Below are 19,643 nucleotides of genomic sequence, written 5' to 3'. Positions count from 1 at the left end.
TCTCTTCATGACGTGAAACGCATAAAATTGTAAATTTTAATCGCTAATTTGGTTTAAATGATTTACTTTAAAAACTCTTCTACTTATATTTAATAGAGTAGTATATCAAAAAATGGTAGAGGAGGAATCGGATTAATGGTTTGGAGAAACAAAGCTTTCGGCAAGTTTCTGGCGATCAGTACCCTCGTTGTCGGGCTTGCTTCTGGAGCAGTCGGGCTGCCCGTAAATGCGGCCGAATCCGGAAGCACAGGGGCCAAGGACTTCGAGCTGCGCGTCCTACATACCAATGACACGCACGCGCACCTGGATAACATCGCTCGCAGGGTGACGGCCATTCACACAGCAAGAAATGATCACACGTTGTTGCTGGATGCGGGGGATGTATTTTCGGGAACGTTATATTTCAATCAATTCAACGGATTGGCCGATCTGTTCTTTATGAACGAGCTGAAGTATGATGCCATGACGTTTGGGAATCACGAGTTTGACAAAGGACCAGGTACCTTAGCCGAGTTCATTAAGCAGGCGAAGTTCCCGTTTGTCAGCGCTAATCTGGACTTTAGTGCGGATGCAGACCTGAAGGGGTTAAGCCATTCCGAGCTAGGCAAGGGAGAGCCTGGTCAAATTTACCCGGCTGTGATTAAGGAAATTGCCGGGGAGAAAGTGGGGATCATTGGCTTAACTACGCCGGAAACCTCCGTGTTATCCTCGCCTGGTCCTGACATCAAATTCGCTGACGAAGTCGAAAGCGCGCAGAAGCAAGTCGACGCTTTGGAAGCCGAAGGGATCAACAAGATCATTGTGTTGTCCCATTTAGGATATACCGTTGACCAACAACTGGCTGAAGCCGTCGATGGGATCGATATTATAGTTGGGGGGCACTCCCATACCGTTCTGAATGCCCCGGAAGTCCATCATGCCGATGAAGAACCAACGTTGATCGTGCAGACAGGCGAATATAACCAAAATTTAGGCCAACTGGATGTCACCTTTGATCACGACGGAAAATTAACCACCTGGAAAGGCGAGTTAATTGCCCTGGATGCCAAAGATGATGCCGGCAACTTTTTGATTAAGAGCGATGCCGCAGCGGAAGCCAAGCTGAAGGAATATGCTGCTCCGCTAGAAGATCTGAAGAAAACGGTGATCGGGAAGACCGAAACGGATTTGGATGGCGAACGCGGCAGCGTACGTAAGCAAGAGACGAATCTTGGTGACTTGATCGCTGATGGCATGCGCTCGAAGGTCATGAGCATCGTCAAAGTGCCTGATGTTAAAGGGTATGTAACCATCCAAAACGGGGGCGGGATTCGTGCTTCGATTAAAGCTGGGGATATTACCCTGGGTGATCTGCTCACCACAATGCCGTTCGGGAACAATTTAACGGCACTGAAGATGACAGGCGCTGAAATTGTGGCTGCACTGGAGAACGGTGTGAGCGGTGTCGAAAATGGGGAAGGGCGGTTCCCGCAAGTTTCGGGCTTGCGCTTCTACTACGATTCGACGAAGCCGGGTGAAGTGATCGACGATGTGACCGGTGAGAAGACGCAATCCGGACAACGCATCGTGAAAGTCCAAATCCAAAACGAAGGTGGAACCTACTCCGATATCGATCCGAAAGCATACTACATTGTGGCGACGAACTCGTTTATGGCGAGCGGCGGGGATTTTTACGCTTCGATGAAGCAAGCGAAGGACGACGGTCGGTTCTATGAGCTGAACCTCGTGGATTATGAAGTGTTCCATGAGTATCTCGACAAAGTGGGTACGGTTAAAGCCACCACTCAAGGACGGATTACCGATCTGAAAGGTGCTCCATTGCCAGCTGAAGCTGGAGGTACGCCAGCAGGCCCAAGCACAAACCCTGAAGCGCCTGCATTTACGGATATTTCCGGAGATCCCAATGCTTCGCTTATCAATGAAGCTGCAGCTGCCGGCATTGTTGAAGGATATGGGGATGGAACCTTCCGACCGCAAGCCGAGGTAACTCGTGCTGAATTTGCGGTCATGATCAGCCGTGCCTTCCAGGTATCGGAATCTTCTGAAGACACGGGATATACCGACATCTCGGAAGTGCCAAGCTGGGCTCTGCCTGCGGTAAGTTCCCTCAAGAAAGCAGGGGCGCTCGAAGTGCTTAGTAAAGAAACGTTCCAACCAAAAAGCACGCTTACCGCAAAACAAGCTGCCGAAGCGATTGCTGTTCTCTCCGGCAAAAAAGCCAATCTGGCTGGACTTGCCGCCGAGGCCAAGGTGACGCGCAGCAACCTGGTATTGCTGATTCAATCCGCGCTGAAATAATCTTGCACAAATGTTTACCACCGTCTAGCCCAGTTACTGGTTAGGCGGTGGTATTTTTTAACCGTATAACCGTTTATGATTTGCGTGGTGGATTTTGATCGTATTCTTCCGCCAGTTCTTCCAATGATTTGATAGGACCATGTGGATTTTGCGCTTGCTTTCGACTTTTCATGGCATTAATTTTTGATCGTTTGGATTTGGTCATAAATCAACAATCCCCTTTCATTCGTGCGGTGAAGAACATGAACGTTTCTCCGCGATAGTTTGGGACGCGTCCAGACGAAATATTCACCCCTGCGGAGAGGCGATTCTTGCGATATTTGCTGTGGTGTTTGCGGGGAATAGGGATTATAATCTTTTCAATATTCTCAGGTTTGGGGGCATCGGAAATGGAAGAAATCGAGCGATGGTACGATACGGAATATGACGAATGGGAACGGTTAGTTCGACATCGAATCGAGTATGACATAACAAGGCGTTATTTCGACGAATACATTACCGGCGAGCGATTACGCGTATTGGATATCGGGGGAGGGCCTGGCAGATATTCGATTTATTTGGCTGAGCAGGGGCATGAGGTCACGTTGCTGGATTTGTCCAAGCGACATCTCGAGGTGGCTCGGACGAAAGCGGAGGAACGAGGAGTTACTTTGAAGGACTATATTCATGGGAACGCCTTGGATTTAAGCGGGATTCAGGGAGACTTTGATGTTATTTTGCTGATGGGGCCGTTGTATCATTTGGTGGAGGAGAAGGATCGGAAGAAGGCGGTGGAGGAAGCTCTTGACCGTTTAAAACCGAACGGCCTTCTTGTTGCCACATTTATCTCGAATTACGCCCCGCTTCAGGATTATTTGTCCCAACTGCGGCTATTTGATTCCGTTGATCAATTGCTCGGCTATTTAGATCATGGTGTAAATCAAGTTTCGCAAGGGTTTACCACGGCCTATTTCTCAGGATATCATGAAGCGAAAAACTTGATGGCAGGCTTCGGCTTGACGGAGCTTATCTTTGCCGGAGTTGAGAATATTTTAGGCAGTAAAGAAGTTGAAATCAACCAACTCGATGAGTCGGAATATCAAAAATGGCTTGAAATCGGCTACCGCTTGAGCCAAGATGAATTTCTGATCGGGACCAGCCAGCATTTTCTCTATATCGGATGCAAATCCTAATCTATACATGAGTTACAAGGGAGAGTCTAATGTCTGCACAACTCAATGAATTGCAACAAGAGCTAGCCGAACTGGTTGATCGTCATACCGATAGGGATGGTTATCTTGTCACGAAGATTCCGAATCTCTATCTTGCTCGTTATTCAGGACCTCATTATTCTACGTTGACAGGGCCTCCATACCGAATCTACAATCCATCGATCGGCATTGCCGTTCAAGGAACAAAAGCCGCGATCCTTGGGAACAACCGCATTTATTTCGGGCCCTCGAACTACCTCGTTGCCTCGATGGATCTGCCGACGGTTTTCGAAACGATCGACGGCTCTAAGGAAGCCCCCAGTTTGACATGTAAAATTGAGTTTACTCCCGGTTTAGTTGTAGATCTGCTAAATACCGAAGAATTAAAGGACATCTCCAAGAGCTCTGCCAATGCGGGATCTATGTTAACGAGCTCGACGTCCCTATGCTGGAAGCTGTCGTCAGGCTGGTTCGCCTGCTGGACACCCCCGACGACATTCCCGTACTCGCTCTGCTCTATACGAAAGAGATCGTGTACAGAGCGTTGCATGGGGAGAACGATGACTCTTTGAAAAGCATCGTTATGGACGGGGGGCGGACTTTGTCGATCAAAAAAGCCATTCAATACATTCTGGATCACTTTCAACATGCATTTCGCGTTGAGGACCTAGCGGCTCTCGCCAATATGAGTGTCCCGTCGTTCCATCGACATTTTAAGGAAATTGTTGCGATGACGCCCATTCAATTTCAGAAGCAGCTCCGGCTTCAGGAAGCAAGGCGCCTAATCCTGTCCGAGCCGACAGAAGTCGCAGATATTGCATTTCGGTATTCCATTCCGCCGCTTTTGCTGCTGGATAGGCAGTTCCACCGACACTAAACCAGAATGGTTTGTCTATATTATTTGACTAATATAGCAATATATGGTATAAAAAGAGTAAAATATAAAAATTAAAAGTGGAGGAAATAGAATGGTGAAAAAAGTCGCTGGGTTACTTCTTGTTTTTTTGTTTTTAGTTCCAATTCATACTTTTGCGTTTAATCTCAATGAAAATACAGCGCAGGTTGAAGTTCCAGAAGACTTTGCATCACTTCCTGAAAGTATTACTGTCGAAGGTAATTATGTGTGTGCTGATGATACTGTGGATAATGTTGATGGGCAGTTCAAGCCACTTACAACTTGTTCTGGAGATGGAGGATATGCTCGTTTAGATTCAGTCTTTGGTGCGGGTGGGGCAGTCAGATGGGAGATAAATCCTCGTTTTTCCACAGCACATGTTTTTACAGGCTCTTTGACAATATCAAGATATCAAAATGGTGTTCCTGTATTTTACGATTCTATACGGATATCTTGCAGCGGCGTATTTGGTGAAGCGTGCGGCGATTACGTGGAATTGGGTTTACCAAGTGGCACTTATAGTGTTAGCATAAGTGGGACGGCAAGAGATGCTTCGGGGCTCTTTAGTGGATCGTGCCACCATGTACTATAGGGATCAGTTTTTAACATGTCTATTTCTCGAAAATATCAACAATTGCAAATAAGTAACATATCCCCTATGGATATGAATTTTCTATTATACATCGAAAACATTTATGAGTGCTACTTTGGGAGAAAAGAGATTTTTCCAGGCAGATACTTAATTTTAGATCAACAAGAGTTGCTTGAACCAGAAAGTTTTATCGTTGCTTTAAAGGCTTGTTGGAATACGATTGTGAAGGAGTATGAACAGCAACAATTCATGGACAATCCTCTAGACACGCTTCATTTCAGAGATGACTATGCAAGTCTGTTTAGAAATGATTCCGTCTTCCACACAGCTGAAAGGGTATGGAACGCATTTACGTTGTGGTGGTGGCCTGATTACGGTATTAAAGCCTACATGGAGAAATTTACGGACCAATATATGCCAGAAGTTACAGAGCAGATTTATAGAGGGCTTTACGAGAAGAATATTCCAATTGCTAAAGGTAATTCCCTTTATATAATGTTACTATTCAAACAACCAATTCAAATCATCCCCAAGAGTTCAAACAAACTATTTTTCTCAACTATTGATAGGTTCTTATATAAAAAGGATGAAATTGTCAGAGATATAGTTGATTTACTAAAGTAGATTCAGAAAATAGCCCTGTCAATCTTAACTGGTTGGTGGGGCTATTAAAATGCTCAAATATTCACTTTGGAATAACAGCAAAAGCAAACTGTAAAGAATCCGAAGCCTCGTCAGAAGCGAAAGAAGGCTCATTAAATATACTTGAGGGGGCTGTAATGATACGCGCAAAAGTTCGCTGCAGAAAATTTAATATTACGTAAAATAATAATTTGACGAATAAATAGATATGGATTATTCTTAAAACAGGAGGTGCGCGTTCAACATGGATAAAACCACGAAAGCTCATTATATGAGCCGAATTGATGAGAAATTAACGGATTTGCCTTGGTACGTGACCGAGTTCATCGATACGCGCAAACGCAAACTGTCGCATACCACGTTACTGAATTATTGTCATGATTACATCATTTTCTTTGATTGGCTCGTGGCTGAACGATTCGCAGCTCCCAGCCGTAAAGATGTTGAACTGTCCGTGCTTGAAAAATTAACGGTTCGAGAAATCGAAAGCTTTCTGACGTTCCTGGAATATCAATTAGGCAACTCCAAATTAACAATCAACCGGAAGCTGTCAGCACTTAAATCGCTGTTTGATTATTTACAGAATAAAGCCGAAACCGCTGATCTTAAGCCTTATCTTGAGCGAAATGTTATGGCCAAGATTGAATTTAATGCGCTGAAAGAAAGTCAGGAAACGATCGCGAATCGGATTGAAGGCAAAATTTTACGAGCCGATGATTTTGAACTGTTCCGGCAGTTTGTTGCTTATGATTTTGGTGAGCAAAACCGCGAGAATAAACGATTATTTCAATTCCACGAGTTTAACCGCGAACGGGATACGGCCATCGTTTCCTTAATACTAGGATCCGGATTGCGATTATCCGAAGTGGCCGGCATCAACCTGGAAGATCTCGATATGAACAAAGGCTTGGTTCGGGTCATTCGCAAAGGCAACAAAGAGCAATATGTATATTTTAGCGAACAAGCGAAGTTAGATCTGGAAAATTATATCAAAATTCGCGAAGCGCGGTATAAGCCGGAAAAATCAGAAACATATTTATTTATGGGTGCGCCGATCGGACGTAAAGGCAAAAACCGGCGATTAACGCCAAGATCGATTGAGAAACTGATTGAGAAGTACGCAACGGCTTTTGGCAAACCTGCCTTGACCGTCCATGCATTACGCCATTCCTTCGCAACGCGTTATCACCAGGAGAATAACGACGTGCCGCGACTGAAAAATCAATTAGGCCATGCATCGATTCAAACCACGATGATTTACACGCACTTAACGGATGAAGAGATGCGTAAAGCCGTAAATAATATGGACAAGTAGGACCATAAGGAAACAAGACCGTTGGAAACAGTCAAAACAGTTCCTGCGGTCTTTTCTGTATGACTTTTTCACAAAACCCGTATTTTGTACATATGTATATAAGTTAAATAAAAGCCCTTTCCTTGTTAGGTTAAATCCACTTCAAAAACTTGGCGAGGAATCAAAACTCTCTGCAAGATTAGAGATTTAGAAGTCTCCCTCTCCTTTTAGTTACTGCTGCGTGTTGTTGCATTCTTCATTCGCTTGAGCAAGTATTTTTTGAATAAACGGTGCCTTGCACAACGTATATGTTTGCCGGTCAGGACAGATCTCCGCCATTTCACGTTTTAAGTTCAAGTATTTAACGGCAACGTCGGGATACTTGACTAGATAGTCCCGGAAGAAAATAATGTTCTTCCATTCCTCACTTTCATATTCGTACACATGTAGATGATGTGTGCCGTTCCCCCATTCGCCCCTTCGAAAGAACATACGATTGGGGAAATCCTCTTTTGGTACGTATTCAAAGCCGATTTGGTTAAGTAGTGCGATCGCACAATCATCGATAATGGAAAGATGATCTACCGCCACCGCAATATCTATAATCGGCTTAGCCGCCATGCCAGGAATTGAAGTGCTACCTACATGTTCAATTCGCTTCACCTTATCACCGAGCAAAGCCAGAATGCGATTACGATCTTTCTCAAATTCCTGTGCCCAAAGGTCACTATAGTTACTGAGTGTGACTTTGTTTGTCATGAATATCACCTCTGTAAAAATAGGAATTACACGCGATAAGTGAGAAACTTACGGATGCCTATTTTATGGAATGATTACACATTATTTGACCGGTTTCTTCTCTTTAGCTCATTTACAACTGGCATTACGGGAGGACTAATTTCGGCAGGTATATCTTCAATATCAAAAAATCGGTATTCTCTGCTTTCGTTATCAATGTTTATTTCTCCATAAAATTTATTGCTAGAGTAAACAATATCGACGATATATACTTCATCTCCATTAGGGTAAATATAGTGCAACTCTTTTCCTGAGAAAACACCAAAAATACTCAATTCTTCTACACTTAAACCGGTCTCCTCAAACAGTTCTCTTCGAACCGAATATTCAGTATTTTCACCTAGGTCAACAGCTCCGCCTGGAAAACACCAGCAACCATTATCACTTCTTCTTAGCATTAGAACTTGATTTAACTGATTAAATAAAATAATACTTGCACCGCATAATAGTAACGGTTCATGTCCAATTAATTTTCTCATTTTCTTAACGTACTCGGTCATTTTAAATCCCCTCTCCCCTCCCCTCCGCTCTCATCAAAGAGATCGGTTGTAAAAATGAGATCATATTACAAGCCTAAGCCCAAGAAAATGAAGTCCTAGATCCATTGATTAGTAATGATACTATATAATAGAATTTGGATTACTTCAATGGAAAGGAAAGCGTTTAGATAATGATTAAATGATTATCGGGAATTCGACGAGGCTGATATTAAGCGAATCAAAACCATCCAAATTTATATAGAGCTTGGGTTGTCGACGAAGGAGATTCTTGAAATTTTGAAGTGCCATGATACTTATGTTGCTTACGATATCAATGAGTTCTGTGTTGGTGAGATTTACGATCACTCGACCGGCCAATATATCGCCTTGTACGATTCCATATGGTCGTCGGATGACCTTCCTTCAGGAACGTTTGGGCAAGAGCTGAACCCAACATACCTAAGCCGATGACACTCACTGGCGGTTGGTTCGCTTTCGTTGTATTCCAATCCTTACTGACTTTCATCTCACTTTGCTCCTTTTCTTTCATTCGAATTTCTCGTCGCCTATATCCCCCAATAACCATTTTTACTTCACAAACTGAAACCAACTGAAATCAAAATTGCTGCCCGGCAAAAAGATAAACGTTACATCCTGAACGCCCGTCACGCGATTTAATGGGAATTCCTTGACCTCGTACCCGTCGGTTTGTGTAAATTCGATCAACTGCCGGTTTTCTTTGCCATTTGCTGTGAACTGCACATGGATCGTATTTTTATCGATGAGTGAATGACCGCAGATCAACAGCTTTGATGCGCCCTCTCCCTCGAAATCCAGCTGCTTCATTTCCAGTGATACATTATTTCCGATCCCTTCTACGTTGTTCCCTTCGATTCGGAAGCTGTCCCCATAGATATGATCACAATCCGCAGCCGCATTCCGTAGCAAAGCCCGATTTTGGCGTGTGAATGAGAACCCTTTGAGATGAATCTTCTGCTTCAGCACAAAGCAAATTGAAGTAATGCCGCGAAGGCGCTTATTCAAACGAAATGTTGCTTCCTGATACACGTTCCACCGCGTTTCCTTCTGGTAAATGACTTCTGCAATCTGTTCGCTGCCCTCTTCCCCAGGCATCCCCTCCCAGATTTGAATCAGGTAAGGCTCGCTGGTCAACGCAAAAATCGGCAGCGTGATTTCATCCGACCCCTGAAGCCCAAAATCAAGATTCCGGAAGCCGATCCGAGATTCCCCATCTCTGCTGGTAGCCACGCCTCTTTCATTGCCGTTTCCGATCTCCCCGAAGCTGTAATCGTACAGTCCCGCCGAGATAAAGCTATACGGATCTTTCTGCGCCTCGCCCAGCCCTGTTGCTTGAAACTCCAACTCGGAGATCAGCTTAATTTTGTCCGTACCGTTGCGGCTCGTACAACGCACGCGGAAGCGCCCGTCCCCCAAAGCACGGAGTCTAGCCCGATGCCCATCCGCCTCGATTTGAGCAAGGTTAGATGGTATGCCCGCATCATTAACCACGCTCCATTCCACTTCCGTGTAGGAGGTATTCGCTGGGTAAAGCTTGGCTTCCAGTTGGATTTCAGGATGCTCGGCAGTCAGCTGTTGTCCAGCTAAAGAAATAATCTCAATTTTTCGCACAGGAATTTCGCTCGGAATTCCCACTACGCAAGGCAGCTCGCGGTTTCCAAATTGAGCGGAAATCCCTGTGATGGAACCCGGATCTACCGACCGAGATTTAAGAGTAATGCTCTGACTCTCCATCCCTTTCGAGCTGACTTTCACGACAATCGTGCCTGGTGTTGTGTTTGCTGCTACGATGGCCATCGCTTTTCCGCTGAACAATCTCCGACTCGTGCCCTTGTAAGGATCATAGTCCGTGCTGTCTCCGTTATCCAATCCAATTAACCGCCCGGCTCCCGCGACTTCAACGGTTACTCGATTGTTCGCATTTCTCACGGGATTTGCATCTTCATCTTCCATTGAGATTTCAATGAACGTCAGGTCGGTTCCGTTGGCCAGTAGGAATGATTTATCGGATTTGAGCTTGATGCGTGCAGCATCTTTAAAGGACCTTTGTACATCCGTCGCTATTATTTCGCCCTGGTCATCGTAAGCGACCGCTTTAATTTCACCGGGCTGATAAGGGATTTTCCAGGTGGGGACAAGCTCAAGGCCATGCTGATGATCGATCGTAAAGCTTCCTTGGGAGATCCCGTTACAAAACAACTCGACTTTCGGTGCATTGGAGCAGGCACGGACATCAATCAATTGACCCGGATTAAAATCCCAGTACGGAAAGAGATGAACCATCGGCCGCTCCCTGTAGTTCGTCCATGCCGATTGATAAATGTAATAAGAATCTTTAGGAAAAGTCGCGGTATCCAGCTGACCGAAATAGGCGTTTTTCGTATGATAAGGGGTGGGTTCCCCGATATAATCAAACCCTGCCCACAGAAATTGTCCCAGAGAGAAAGGCGTGTCCCGTTCAGCCAAGATGCAAGCCTCCGCTGATTTTGCCCCCCAGCTGGTTGGGCTGTTACCTAATGCAGAGCATTGTTCATCGTCATCAGCCAGAATCGACTGCTCCAACGGGAAGTGATAAATCCCCCGGCTTTGCACCACCGAAGACGTCTCACTGCCATAAATGATCCAGTCCGGATGTTCGGCGTGATGGCGTTCATAGTATTTCTCCGCATAATTGTATCCGGCAACTTTCACGATATCCGCGCATTTCTGGGCATTTTCCCAAGGCATGTAGTTCGAGCCAATGGTCACCTTCCCGTTATGTTTAGGGTCGTGCCGATGCACTTCTTCCATCAGCATCCGGGTGATTTCTTGCCCTCTTTCATCCGCATGCGTGTCATAGATTTCATTCCCAATGCTCCACATCAGCAGGCTGGGGTGATTTCGGTCACGTCTGACCCAGCTCTCTACATCCCGTTGGGCCCATTCCTTAAAAAAACGGGAGTAGTCATACATCGTTTTCGATCGTTCCCACATGTCAAACGCTTCTGATACGACAAACAGTCCCATCTCAGCCGCAAGCTCCATCAACTCTGGGGTAGGCATATTGTGAGCGGTCCGGACAGCATTCACTCCCATCTCCTTCAACAGACGAAATCTGCGACGTAGCGCCTCTTTATTAAAGGCACTCCCCAATGCCCCAAGATCATGGTGCTCACAGACACCATTCAGCTTCATGGGAACTCCATTGATGAAGAGGCCCTTGTCTGGATCCATCTTCACTTCACGGAAACCAACGGATTGGGTCACCCTTTCAATAACTAAACGCTCTTCCTTCCCTGCGTTCTCCCCGGACGTAAGTAGGGACAGCTCCGTAACGAGCGTATACAACTGAGGTTCATTTGGGCTCCAAAGCCGAGGAGAAGTCAGCCTCAGGGTTTGAACGTTTTGCATCCCAGGATCAACTGCAGGAACTAGCGTTGCTGAAGATGTTTGTACGACATCCCCCTTGTGAAACAGAGTGTGGGTGAGCACAAACTCTTGATGTCGGTCTGGACCGAGTCGCAGCTCCGTCTCGATTTCCATACGCCATTCCTGCTCTTCACGGCGGGTAGAAACATAGATCCCGTCCGTTACGATATAAGCGCTGCGGCTTCGGGTCTTCAGCCAAACACTACGGTAGATCCCCGCACCGGAGTACCACCTGCTGTTGGGACTTAAATGAACGATTTTAACCAATATTTCGTTTTCCCCAGGCACAAGCGCTTCAGTAATCTCATGTTCAAACGATGAATAACCGTATTTCCATTCCCCGATCCGCTTCCCGTTCACATAGAGCGTCGAATCCATATACACGCCGTCAAAAGCGAGCGCAACCTCCTGTTCTTCCGTATTGCCGGAATAAACAAAGGTTTTACGGTACCAACCGATGCTGTTCTCATAAAGGTTAAGCGTGTTATAGATCAGCCAATCATGGGGCAAATCCACGGGTACAAAGGTGAGCCCCTGCAGCTCCGAACGATTAAGAGTCTCTTGAACCTCGGTTGCCATCGCCGCTTGTTGGACCGCGGAAGGATCCAGACTACTTTTGGCAAAAGTCCATCCATCATTAAATAGAATTTTTGAGTTCATCCCGTCTGCTCTCTTTCCCATTTATTCATGAAACTAATAAATCGCTCGCCCCTGCTCATCCGGAATTCCGGATTTACGATAAAAATACGTATTAATCTGATCCCGCCACTCCCGGGCATGTTCCGCTTGTTCTAGAAGACGACTTCGTCCGTTCTCAAACGCCTCTTCATCCATCTGCTCTTCCAGCGTCAACCATGCATCAAGGAAGTTTTGCGCCTGCTCAGCACCGGCGAAATGGGTGTCATAGATATGCTGAATCACCGTTTTGCCGGAATGCAGCTTGTGAGTATAAGGGACATGGTGAAAAAATAAAAGCAGTTCATCCGGGCACGTGTCCAGCGATTCATAGCGGCTCACATTCGGCTCATGATATTGGGCGGTATAGCCCGTGCCCGACTTCACGGTGCGGTCCACGCCAATGCCGTTCCGATCTGCAAAATGATACGTCCCCCACCTGGAGTATTCATATCCATCTACATTAGGTCCGTAATGGTGATTGGGGTTCACCATCCATCCTACGCCAAGCGGGGCTGTATATTGTTCATAGGTTTGCCACGAGTTCATCAAGATGTTTAGTATGACTTCCGTCATTTTAAACCCGCTGCCAAACGTTAAAGCAATCCATTCTCGAGCGATCTGCTCTGCGGACAGGCTGGGATCCCAAATCAATCGCCCATACCCGTATAAATTGGCCTGAGCCAATACATGCCCTGTCCAATTCCAATCTTCGCCGATATTGGAAACCGCCGCTACACCACCTAACTTCCGTCCATAAAGCGAACCGGATACGATTTTGGCGACTTCGGAGCCTTCACCTTGGGCATACGTATCAAACGCAAAGACTTCCTTCCATTGCGGAACCAAATAACAGACATGTCTGGCTTGACCCGTATATTCCTGGGTAATTTGCAGCTCCAGCATCTGGTTAGTATCCGGCATGGCACCAAACAGCGGCGATACCGGCTCTCGAACCTGAAAGTCCATCGGACCGTTTTTGATCTGCAAAATCACGTTGTCCTCAAACTGTCCGTCCAGCGGCTTAAAATGGTCATAAGCTGCTTTGGCCCGGTCGGTTGTACGGTCTCGCCAATCCTGGAAGCAGTTATAGACGAAGCAGCGCCAAATGACCAGGCCGCCATACGGCTTCAGCGCTTCGGCCAGCATATTGGCTCCGTCGACGTGATTCCGGCCATAGGTGAACGGACCAGGGCAGGACTCAGAATCGGCTTTGACCAGAAAACCACCGAAATCGGGAATGACCTCGTAAATGTCATCGGCTGCCTTTTTCCACCATGCGATCACGTCCTCGTCTAGCGGGTCGGCGGTTGGCAGATGTCCCACTACGATCGGACTGGCGAAGTTGATGCTGAGAAAGGTGGTGATCCCATATTTCCGAAAGATGTCCGCAATTCTCGCCACCTCGGCTAACATTGGCTGCTTGATTAACCATGATTCACGCTCATGCACATTCACATTGTTGATGGCGATGGCGTTAATTCCCGTAGAAGCTAGCATCCGGGCATACTCCTGCACGCGAGTCAGGTCCGATTGAATCTCGTTGTTCTTGTAAAAAATAGAGCCTCCCGCATACCCGCGTTCAATGCTGCCATCCAGGTTGTCCCACTGATTGATCATCCGCAGACCGTTATCGGGAGATTCCTGAATATTCAACGCTTCAATCGATTCCCCCATTTGCATCAGGCGCAGCAGATGGAAAGCCCCGTATAAGGCACCCCGCTCAGAAACACCTGCAATAAGCAGGTGTTTCCTTCCGTCCTGAGACAACGTTTTGATCACATAACTGTCTTCGGATGCTTCAGCCAGCGGGGCTAGCGCTTCGTCGATTTGATCCGATTGTCCTCTGACTCCAAGCCATACCGAGAATTTTTCGGCGGGATCGTGGGCCCACTGAGGTTTCATATGCAACATCGATTCCATCCCCTTCTGAAGCTCGTAGATCACACTTGTCAGAAGTGGACTTGGATTTGTAGGCGTGACCAGCTCCCTGCACCATTTCTGGTATTGCTCTAACATTTCCGGGTGATCCACAGCCGCATATCGCAGCCAGCAAGGATCTGCTTGTCGTTTTTGCGCCTCAAGTTCCATGAGTATTTCCCTCCAAAGCATTTTTCCGATTTCCACTCATCCCGCAGTTTCCTTGATTAATGAGCTTTGGCGAAGGCTTGCGCATATTCTTCAGCCACTTTGTCTCCGCCAGATTGCTTGAACTTCTCGACTTGCCGTTTCCATTCGTTTTCATCGATTTTCCCCATAATAAACTGAACTTTGGCATCCAGCAGAATCTGCGTGAGCTCTGCGCCTCTCTCTGCCCATGTATCAGACACTAAGCTCATGGTCGGATCCTTGATCGCATATTGCTCATTGTCCTTCTCGACCTGCAGCACTTTCTCAGAGATCGGATCCAAATCACCAGGAGTTTTGATGTCCGTTAATGGAACGGTCACCAGCGGTTTATTGTAAGGGAACGATACTTCATTGTCGTACTGCTCTTGATTCGTGCGAACGGGCTTGCCATCTTTCATTTCGTAATGCTTGCCTTCAATCCCCCATTCCAGCAGATCTGCCATGGGCTTATCTGCCAGCTTGTCAAAGAAGGTGAGCAGCTGCTTCAGTTCTGCTTCATTTTTGACGCTGGATTTCGGGAACATCAGAATCCCGTTGGAGCCGCGGTCTGCGGATACCCGTCTTCCGTCCGGCCCTTCTAAAGCGCTAACAAAATTGAGCTTTGCCTTAGGATTTACTTTTTCGACACGGGTTTGGAAACCTAATACGTTATTGGTCGTAGCGTTAATCACGCCCGCTTTGCCATTTTCCAAGTTCCCTTCATTTTGGCCTACATCAATCGTGGCAAAATCCTTGTTCATCAAGCCCTCATCAAAGAGCTTTCTCATAAATTTGAGATATTCCAAATACTCCGGTGTCTCTTCTGCCTTCACGAACTTCCCGTCTACTTCGCCCCAGTTGTTTGGCGCACCAAAGGCAACACCAAGGTCAAACGACAGCGAAGTGTTGGAGATCATCGCCGTTAAGCCAATCGTATCCTTTTTGCCGTTTTGGTCCGGATCCTGCTCGGTGAATGCTTTGAGGACCTGGTACATCTCATCAATGGTTTGCGGCGGCTGCATCCCGAGATTGTCGAGCCAATCCTGGCGGAATACCGAAGTGTACCGGGAGACTGGACGGAAACGCGGAATACCGTATAACCGGCCGTCAATCGAGACGTTGTCATAGACAAGCTGCGGCATGGAGGACAGATTTTTGTACTCCTTGATCAGATCGGTAATATCCCAGAAGGCGCCGTTTTGGGCAGCCGTAATAAGATAGGATTGATTTGGTGCACCGCAGCTGGCAAGAACCTGAGGCAGTTCGCCGGAAGCGATCATCACCGGGAGCTTGGTACAGAAATCGTTACTTGAAATATGGGTGATGTCCAGATCAGTATTCGTATATTGCTCAATCGCTTTCTCGACTTCATTATCCTTTGGCGGAACCTCTTTGCCATCAAAGTTCAATGTCATTTTGATCTTCAGCGGCTGATCACTCGATGCGGCGCTGCTGCTCGAATCTGCGGTGTTTTGCTTGGAGCCGCACCCCGCAAGCAGCGAACCAGCCAGAATAAGGGCAAGCGCCCCGAGGCTCCAGCTTTTCCAACCCAATGGTCTTTGCAACATATCTATGTTTCCTCCCTTTTTAAGATCTCTGCCGATTATCCTTTCACCGAACCTAGCAGAGCTCCTTTCGCGAAATGTTTTTGCAGAAACGGGTACACAATCATGATCGGCAGCGTCGAGACGACGATGACCGCCATTTTAACGCCTTGGCCATAATAGGCCACACTTTCACCGCCATCCCCTGACCCTAAGCCAGCAGAGGCGAGAATAACGATCTGTCTAAGAATGACCTGAACAGGCCATAAATCCGGTTTATTGATGTACAAAATGGCATTAAAGTATTGATTCCAGATGCCTACAGCATAAAACAACCCAAAGGCAGCCAAGGCTGGCAGGGACAACGGGAGTACGATCCGTAACAGCACCGTTAGTTCATGCGCGCCGTCGATTTTAGCCGATTCAATCAGCTCCGTAGGCACGGTTGAGAAGAAATCCCGCATGACAATCAGATAAAAGGCGCTGATCAGCCCTGGAATCATTAAGGACCAGGTGCTGTCGAGCATATGAAGATTTTTCACAACAAAATAGGTTGGGATCATTCCTCCCTGAAACACCATGGTGAACAGCACCATGAGCAATATCCCGCTCCGCCCCGGCAAAAACTTAAACGACAGCGAATAGGCCATCAACGCCGTGGTCAGCAAACTAAGAAACGTCCCAAGAACGGTAATGTACACAGATACTCCGATACTTCGTATAAACGTTTGAGTTGAGAAAATATACCGATAGGGTTCCAAGGAGAATTGCGTGGGCCATACGACATTTTGATTTGAAAAAGAAGTGATCAGCACATAGACAAACGGCAAAAACATCGCCAGTCCCACGAGCCCCAGCAGCACATAATTGAAACCGTCAAACAGTCGGCTCAACTTGGTTGGATGCGTATGCATTCCCTTGCCTCCCTCGTATAGTATCTTTAAAAAGCTCTTTTAGGTTCATTTCCATCCCCCCGGGGGATGGAAAACAGCCTCCAAATTTCCAGCTTGTTCTTTGAAAATTCTATCAGGGACTGGACTTTCCGGTATGCCTCTGGACAATGGAACGTAGGGTCCATTCGGGGAAATCCTTCTGCCTCCAGTAGCATCGTCTACTCCTTAAGTCTGTTTCTCCGGTACGCGTCTGAGCTTCTTACCCGCTGGCTGTTCCCTTCGGCATCCCATGCCCGGTTTTAGCAGATCCGGGGCAGCTCATGGCCCGAAGTGTGTCCTCATACGCGAGGGTGATAGATCTGCGCGTGCGCCGGAGGCATCCCGGAGCGTCCATTCCCTGAATCCCTAGCGAAAGGAGGAATTTCACTTGAAGCTTTTTGTCGGTATTGACGTGAGCTCGCAAGAGCTCGAAGCGTGTTTCATGAACGCTGACGGTGACAAGCTTGAGACACTCACCGTCAAAAACAATTTGAATGGCGCCTCGCACTTGCGTGACCAAATCGTCGCTGCAGCGGACAAGTTGGCCGTCACCGAGATTCACATCGGCTTGGAAGCCACTTCCGTCTACAGCTGGCACCCTGCCATGTACCTGCATCAGGATCCAGCGCTTCGAGAGCGCAAGGCCAAGGTGTTCACCTTGAACCCCAAGCTCATCAGCAAGTTCAGAGAAGCCTATGCGGATATGGACAAGACCGACCGGCTCGACGCCTGGGTCATTGCGGATCGCCTGCGCTTCGGCCGCCTGACGACCACCATCGTCATGCAGGAGCAGTATGTCGCCCTTCAACGCCTCACGCGCATGCGTTTCCACTTGGTCCATAACTTGGCTCGCGAGAAGCAGTACTTCTTGCAGAACCTGTTCTACAAGTGCAATGCGTTTACAACCGAGGTCGACAGCTCCGTGTTTGGCCATGCGCTCATGGAGATGCTCTCCGAGAAGTTCAGCCTCGATGACATCGCCGAGATGGACGTGGCCGATCTGGCCGACTATCTGCGGGACAAGGGACGCAATCGTTTCCCCGATCCCGAGCGGGTCGCCCGCTGCATTCAGCAAGCTGCCCGCGCCTCCTATCGGCTGTCCAAGGTCGTGGAGGATTCGATTGACCTGGTGCTCGGCACCTCCATCGAATCCATCCGCAGCATCCAGAAGCAGCTCAAGGATCTCGACAAAGCGATCGAGCGGGTCCTCGACGGCATTCAAGGCGCTCAGTGCTTGCTGTCAGTGCCCGGCATCGGCAAAGTCTATGCAGCCGGTCTGCTCGGCGAACTCGGCGATATTGAACGGTTCAAGGATCAAGCCGCCGTCGCCAAGTACGCGGGTCTGACGTGGCGCAGGCACCAGTCCGGCGTCTTCGAGGCGGAGGACACCGCCCGCATCAAATCCGGCAACCGATTCCTGCGCTACTACCTCGTTGAAGCTGCCAACTCGGTTAGGATGCGCGATGAAGAATTCGGTGAATATTACCGGAAGAAGTATCACGAAGTGCCCAAGAATCAACACAAACGCGCCCTCGTCTTAACGGCAAGAAAACTCGTGCGTCTGGTCGATGTGCTGCTACGCAGCGGCCAACTCTACACGCCTCGAAGGAAGGTGAATAGCGCCAAGGATTAACGCCTCCTTTGCCTTAGTCCTTCACGAATTCCCAGTAAAAATCTGGTATCTGACATGGTTTTTGGCTGGGTTTGGTTTGATGCGCCCTTTTTTCGTGACTCCGCGCTCAACAGGCACGGGAAATTTCCAATTCGATTAAATCAACAGCTTGACATCATACCGCTGGACTTCTAGTAGATGCCTTCTTCGCCAAACCACTTGGCAATTTTATTGGCGAGGATAACCAGAATAAATCCAATAACGGATTTAAACAGCCCGACTGCCGTGCTGTAGCTGAACTGCCCCTGCATCAGACCAACACGGTATACGTACGTATCAAACACCTCACCAACCTCGCGGTTGATCGCGTTCAACATCAGAAAGATTTGCTCAAAGCCAAGATCCAGGAACGTCCCTAACCGCAAGATGAACAGAATCACAATGACACTGCGGATGGACGGAAGCGTAATATGCCAGAGCAATCGGAACCGGTTTGCACCGTCCATTCTGGCCGCCTCATACAACTGCGTATTAACGCCAGCCAAAGCAGCCAGGAAAATAATCGTTCCCCACCCTGCGTCTTTCCAAATCAACTGGAGGATAATCAGCGGCCGAAACCAAGCCGTACTGGTCAGGAACTCTACCGGTTGTCCGCCTAAACTCGTAATCCAGCTGTTAATGATACCGTTTTCAGTAGAAAGTAGCACATAGGTAATCCCGGCAATGACTACCCAGGACAGAAAATGCGGTACATACACCAGCGTCTGGACCAATCTTTTGAACAACTCACTACGAATTTCATTTAGCAGCAAAGCGAGAATTATCGTTACGGGAAAGAAAATCACCGTATTGTATAAGCCAAGCAAAAGCGTATTTCGGAATAACTGCCAAAATTCATCCATGCCCAAAAATCTTTCAAAATGCTTGAAACCGACCCACTCGCTCCCCATCAGACCCGCATAAGGCTGATAATTCTTGAAAGCCATGATCAGCCCCCAAAGCGGGACATATTTAAAGAGAATGAAGTACAAAATTCCCGGGATCATAAAAAGATAAAGCCAGCGATACTTCCACAGAGCCCGAAAGCGGTGACCGGCTCCAAATTTCCACTTCACTGTGCTTTTTTCAATTTCTAT

Annotated in this window: 16 protein-coding genes and 1 pseudogene; 8 read left to right on the top strand and 9 right to left on the bottom strand. The window is 47.4% G+C overall.

Annotated features, from left to right (window positions below):
• Positions 1 to 135: 135 nt before the first annotated feature.
• Positions 136 to 2,298, top strand: a complete 2,163-nt coding sequence (locus U9M73_RS06170) for a 5'-nucleotidase C-terminal domain-containing protein (protein ID WP_323076564.1) — start codon at positions 136 to 138, stop codon at positions 2,296 to 2,298.
• 73 nt (positions 2,299 to 2,371) lie between these two features.
• On the opposite strand, the gene U9M73_RS06165 is transcribed toward U9M73_RS06170, so the two are convergent.
• Positions 2,372 to 2,503, bottom strand: a complete 132-nt coding sequence (locus tag U9M73_RS06165) for a DUF6254 family protein (RefSeq protein ID WP_232282204.1) — start codon at positions 2,501 to 2,503, stop codon at positions 2,372 to 2,374.
• Between the two features lie 184 nt (positions 2,504 to 2,687).
• Between U9M73_RS06165 and U9M73_RS06160 the strand changes: the two genes are divergently transcribed.
• The 6 genes and pseudogenes from U9M73_RS06160 (at position 2,688) to xerS (ending at position 6,932) form a co-directional block, all read left to right on the top strand.
• Positions 2,688 to 3,470: a class I SAM-dependent methyltransferase gene (locus tag U9M73_RS06160; RefSeq protein WP_323076563.1), complete on the top strand. Its 783-nt coding sequence runs from the start codon at positions 2,688 to 2,690 to the stop codon at positions 3,468 to 3,470.
• 29 nt (positions 3,471 to 3,499) lie between these two features.
• Positions 3,500 to 3,987, top strand: a pseudogene (locus U9M73_RS22155) (AraC family transcriptional regulator); the annotation flags it as partial.
• Between the two features lie 84 nt (positions 3,988 to 4,071).
• On the top strand, positions 4,072 to 4,365 hold the full coding sequence (locus tag U9M73_RS22150) for a helix-turn-helix domain-containing protein (RefSeq protein ID WP_407673972.1): 294 nt from the start codon (positions 4,072 to 4,074) through the stop codon (positions 4,363 to 4,365).
• Between the two features lie 91 nt (positions 4,366 to 4,456).
• Complete coding sequence (locus U9M73_RS06150; protein WP_323076562.1) at positions 4,457 to 4,975, top strand: hypothetical protein; 519 nt, start codon at positions 4,457 to 4,459, stop codon at positions 4,973 to 4,975.
• Between the two features lie 15 nt (positions 4,976 to 4,990).
• Positions 4,991 to 5,599 (top strand): hypothetical protein, encoded by a 609-nt coding sequence (locus tag U9M73_RS06145; protein ID WP_036643841.1) that lies wholly within the window; start codon positions 4,991 to 4,993, stop codon positions 5,597 to 5,599.
• Between the two features lie 262 nt (positions 5,600 to 5,861).
• Positions 5,862 to 6,932 carry a tyrosine recombinase XerS gene (xerS, locus tag U9M73_RS06140; protein ID WP_009223324.1) on the top strand — a complete coding sequence of 357 codons (1,071 nt, stop codon included), beginning with the start codon at positions 5,862 to 5,864 and terminating at the stop codon, positions 6,930 to 6,932.
• A 210-nt stretch (positions 6,933 to 7,142) separates the two neighbouring features.
• Here the strand turns inward: xerS and U9M73_RS06135 are convergent, their stop codons facing one another.
• From U9M73_RS06135 to U9M73_RS06105, 7 genes are all read right to left on the bottom strand, one after another.
• The gene (locus U9M73_RS06135) at positions 7,143 to 7,670 is read right to left on the bottom strand and encodes a GrpB family protein (RefSeq protein ID WP_323076561.1); all 528 of its coding nucleotides are present in this window, start codon (positions 7,668 to 7,670) and stop codon (positions 7,143 to 7,145) included.
• A gap of 74 nt (positions 7,671 to 7,744) precedes the next feature.
• Positions 7,745 to 8,209 (bottom strand): NUDIX hydrolase, encoded by a 465-nt coding sequence (locus tag U9M73_RS06130; RefSeq protein WP_009223322.1) that lies wholly within the window; start codon positions 8,207 to 8,209, stop codon positions 7,745 to 7,747.
• 310 nt (positions 8,210 to 8,519) lie between these two features.
• On the bottom strand, positions 8,520 to 8,645 hold the full coding sequence (locus U9M73_RS06125; RefSeq protein WP_323079071.1) for a hypothetical protein: 126 nt from the start codon (positions 8,643 to 8,645) through the stop codon (positions 8,520 to 8,522).
• A gap of 131 nt (positions 8,646 to 8,776) precedes the next feature.
• The gene (locus tag U9M73_RS06120; protein WP_323076560.1) at positions 8,777 to 12,295 is read right to left on the bottom strand and encodes a glycoside hydrolase family 2 TIM barrel-domain containing protein; all 3,519 of its coding nucleotides are present in this window, start codon (positions 12,293 to 12,295) and stop codon (positions 8,777 to 8,779) included.
• Positions 12,296 to 12,328: 33 nt separating this feature from the next.
• Positions 12,329 to 14,401 carry an alpha-glucuronidase family glycosyl hydrolase gene (locus U9M73_RS06115; RefSeq protein WP_323076559.1) on the bottom strand — a complete coding sequence of 691 codons (2,073 nt, stop codon included), beginning with the start codon at positions 14,399 to 14,401 and terminating at the stop codon, positions 12,329 to 12,331.
• Between the two features lie 56 nt (positions 14,402 to 14,457).
• Complete coding sequence (locus U9M73_RS06110; protein ID WP_323076558.1) at positions 14,458 to 15,987, bottom strand: extracellular solute-binding protein; 1,530 nt, start codon at positions 15,985 to 15,987, stop codon at positions 14,458 to 14,460.
• A gap of 35 nt (positions 15,988 to 16,022) precedes the next feature.
• The gene (locus U9M73_RS06105) at positions 16,023 to 16,877 is read right to left on the bottom strand and encodes a carbohydrate ABC transporter permease (RefSeq protein ID WP_323076557.1); all 855 of its coding nucleotides are present in this window, start codon (positions 16,875 to 16,877) and stop codon (positions 16,023 to 16,025) included.
• Positions 16,878 to 17,283: 406 nt separating this feature from the next.
• Between U9M73_RS06105 and U9M73_RS06100 the strand changes: the two genes are divergently transcribed.
• Positions 17,284 to 18,528 carry an IS110 family RNA-guided transposase gene (locus U9M73_RS06100; RefSeq protein ID WP_016310842.1) on the top strand — a complete coding sequence of 415 codons (1,245 nt, stop codon included), beginning with the start codon at positions 17,284 to 17,286 and terminating at the stop codon, positions 18,526 to 18,528.
• A 170-nt stretch (positions 18,529 to 18,698) separates the two neighbouring features.
• Here U9M73_RS06100 and U9M73_RS06095 read toward each other — a convergent pair whose 3' ends face one another.
• Complete coding sequence (locus U9M73_RS06095; protein WP_407673971.1) at positions 18,699 to 19,622, bottom strand: ABC transporter permease; 924 nt, start codon at positions 19,620 to 19,622, stop codon at positions 18,699 to 18,701.
• Between the last annotated feature and the right edge of the window lie 21 nt (positions 19,623 to 19,643).

The organism is Paenibacillus phoenicis (assembly GCF_034718895.1).
Lineage (GTDB): Bacteria > Bacillota > Bacilli > Paenibacillales > Paenibacillaceae > Fontibacillus > Fontibacillus phoenicis.
The sequence above is the reverse complement of the archived record's forward strand: the minus strand, read 5'-3'. Positions and strand labels throughout refer to the sequence as shown.

Coding starts and splice junctions, on each gene's coding strand:
- U9M73_RS06170 (WP_323076564.1), top strand. CDS start 136: ATGGTTTGGAGAAACAAAGCTTTCGGCAAGTTTCTGGCGATCAGTACC.
- U9M73_RS06165 (WP_232282204.1), bottom strand. CDS start 2,503: ATGACCAAATCCAAACGATCAAAAATTAATGCCATGAAAAGTCGAAAG.
- U9M73_RS06160 (WP_323076563.1), top strand. CDS start 2,688: ATGGAAGAAATCGAGCGATGGTACGATACGGAATATGACGAATGGGAA.
- U9M73_RS22150 (WP_407673972.1), top strand. CDS start 4,072: ATGGACGGGGGGCGGACTTTGTCGATCAAAAAAGCCATTCAATACATT.
- U9M73_RS06150 (WP_323076562.1), top strand. CDS start 4,457: ATGGTGAAAAAAGTCGCTGGGTTACTTCTTGTTTTTTTGTTTTTAGTT.
- U9M73_RS06145 (WP_036643841.1), top strand. CDS start 4,991: ATGTCTATTTCTCGAAAATATCAACAATTGCAAATAAGTAACATATCC.
- xerS (WP_009223324.1), top strand. CDS start 5,862: ATGGATAAAACCACGAAAGCTCATTATATGAGCCGAATTGATGAGAAA.
- U9M73_RS06135 (WP_323076561.1), bottom strand. CDS start 7,670: ATGACAAACAAAGTCACACTCAGTAACTATAGTGACCTTTGGGCACAG.
- U9M73_RS06130 (WP_009223322.1), bottom strand. CDS start 8,209: ATGACCGAGTACGTTAAGAAAATGAGAAAATTAATTGGACATGAACCG.
- U9M73_RS06125 (WP_323079071.1), bottom strand. CDS start 8,645: ATGTTGGGTTCAGCTCTTGCCCAAACGTTCCTGAAGGAAGGTCATCCG.
- U9M73_RS06120 (WP_323076560.1), bottom strand. CDS start 12,295: ATGAACTCAAAAATTCTATTTAATGATGGATGGACTTTTGCCAAAAGT.
- U9M73_RS06115 (WP_323076559.1), bottom strand. CDS start 14,401: ATGGAACTTGAGGCGCAAAAACGACAAGCAGATCCTTGCTGGCTGCGA.
- U9M73_RS06110 (WP_323076558.1), bottom strand. CDS start 15,987: ATGTTGCAAAGACCATTGGGTTGGAAAAGCTGGAGCCTCGGGGCGCTT.
- U9M73_RS06105 (WP_323076557.1), bottom strand. CDS start 16,877: ATGCATACGCATCCAACCAAGTTGAGCCGACTGTTTGACGGTTTCAAT.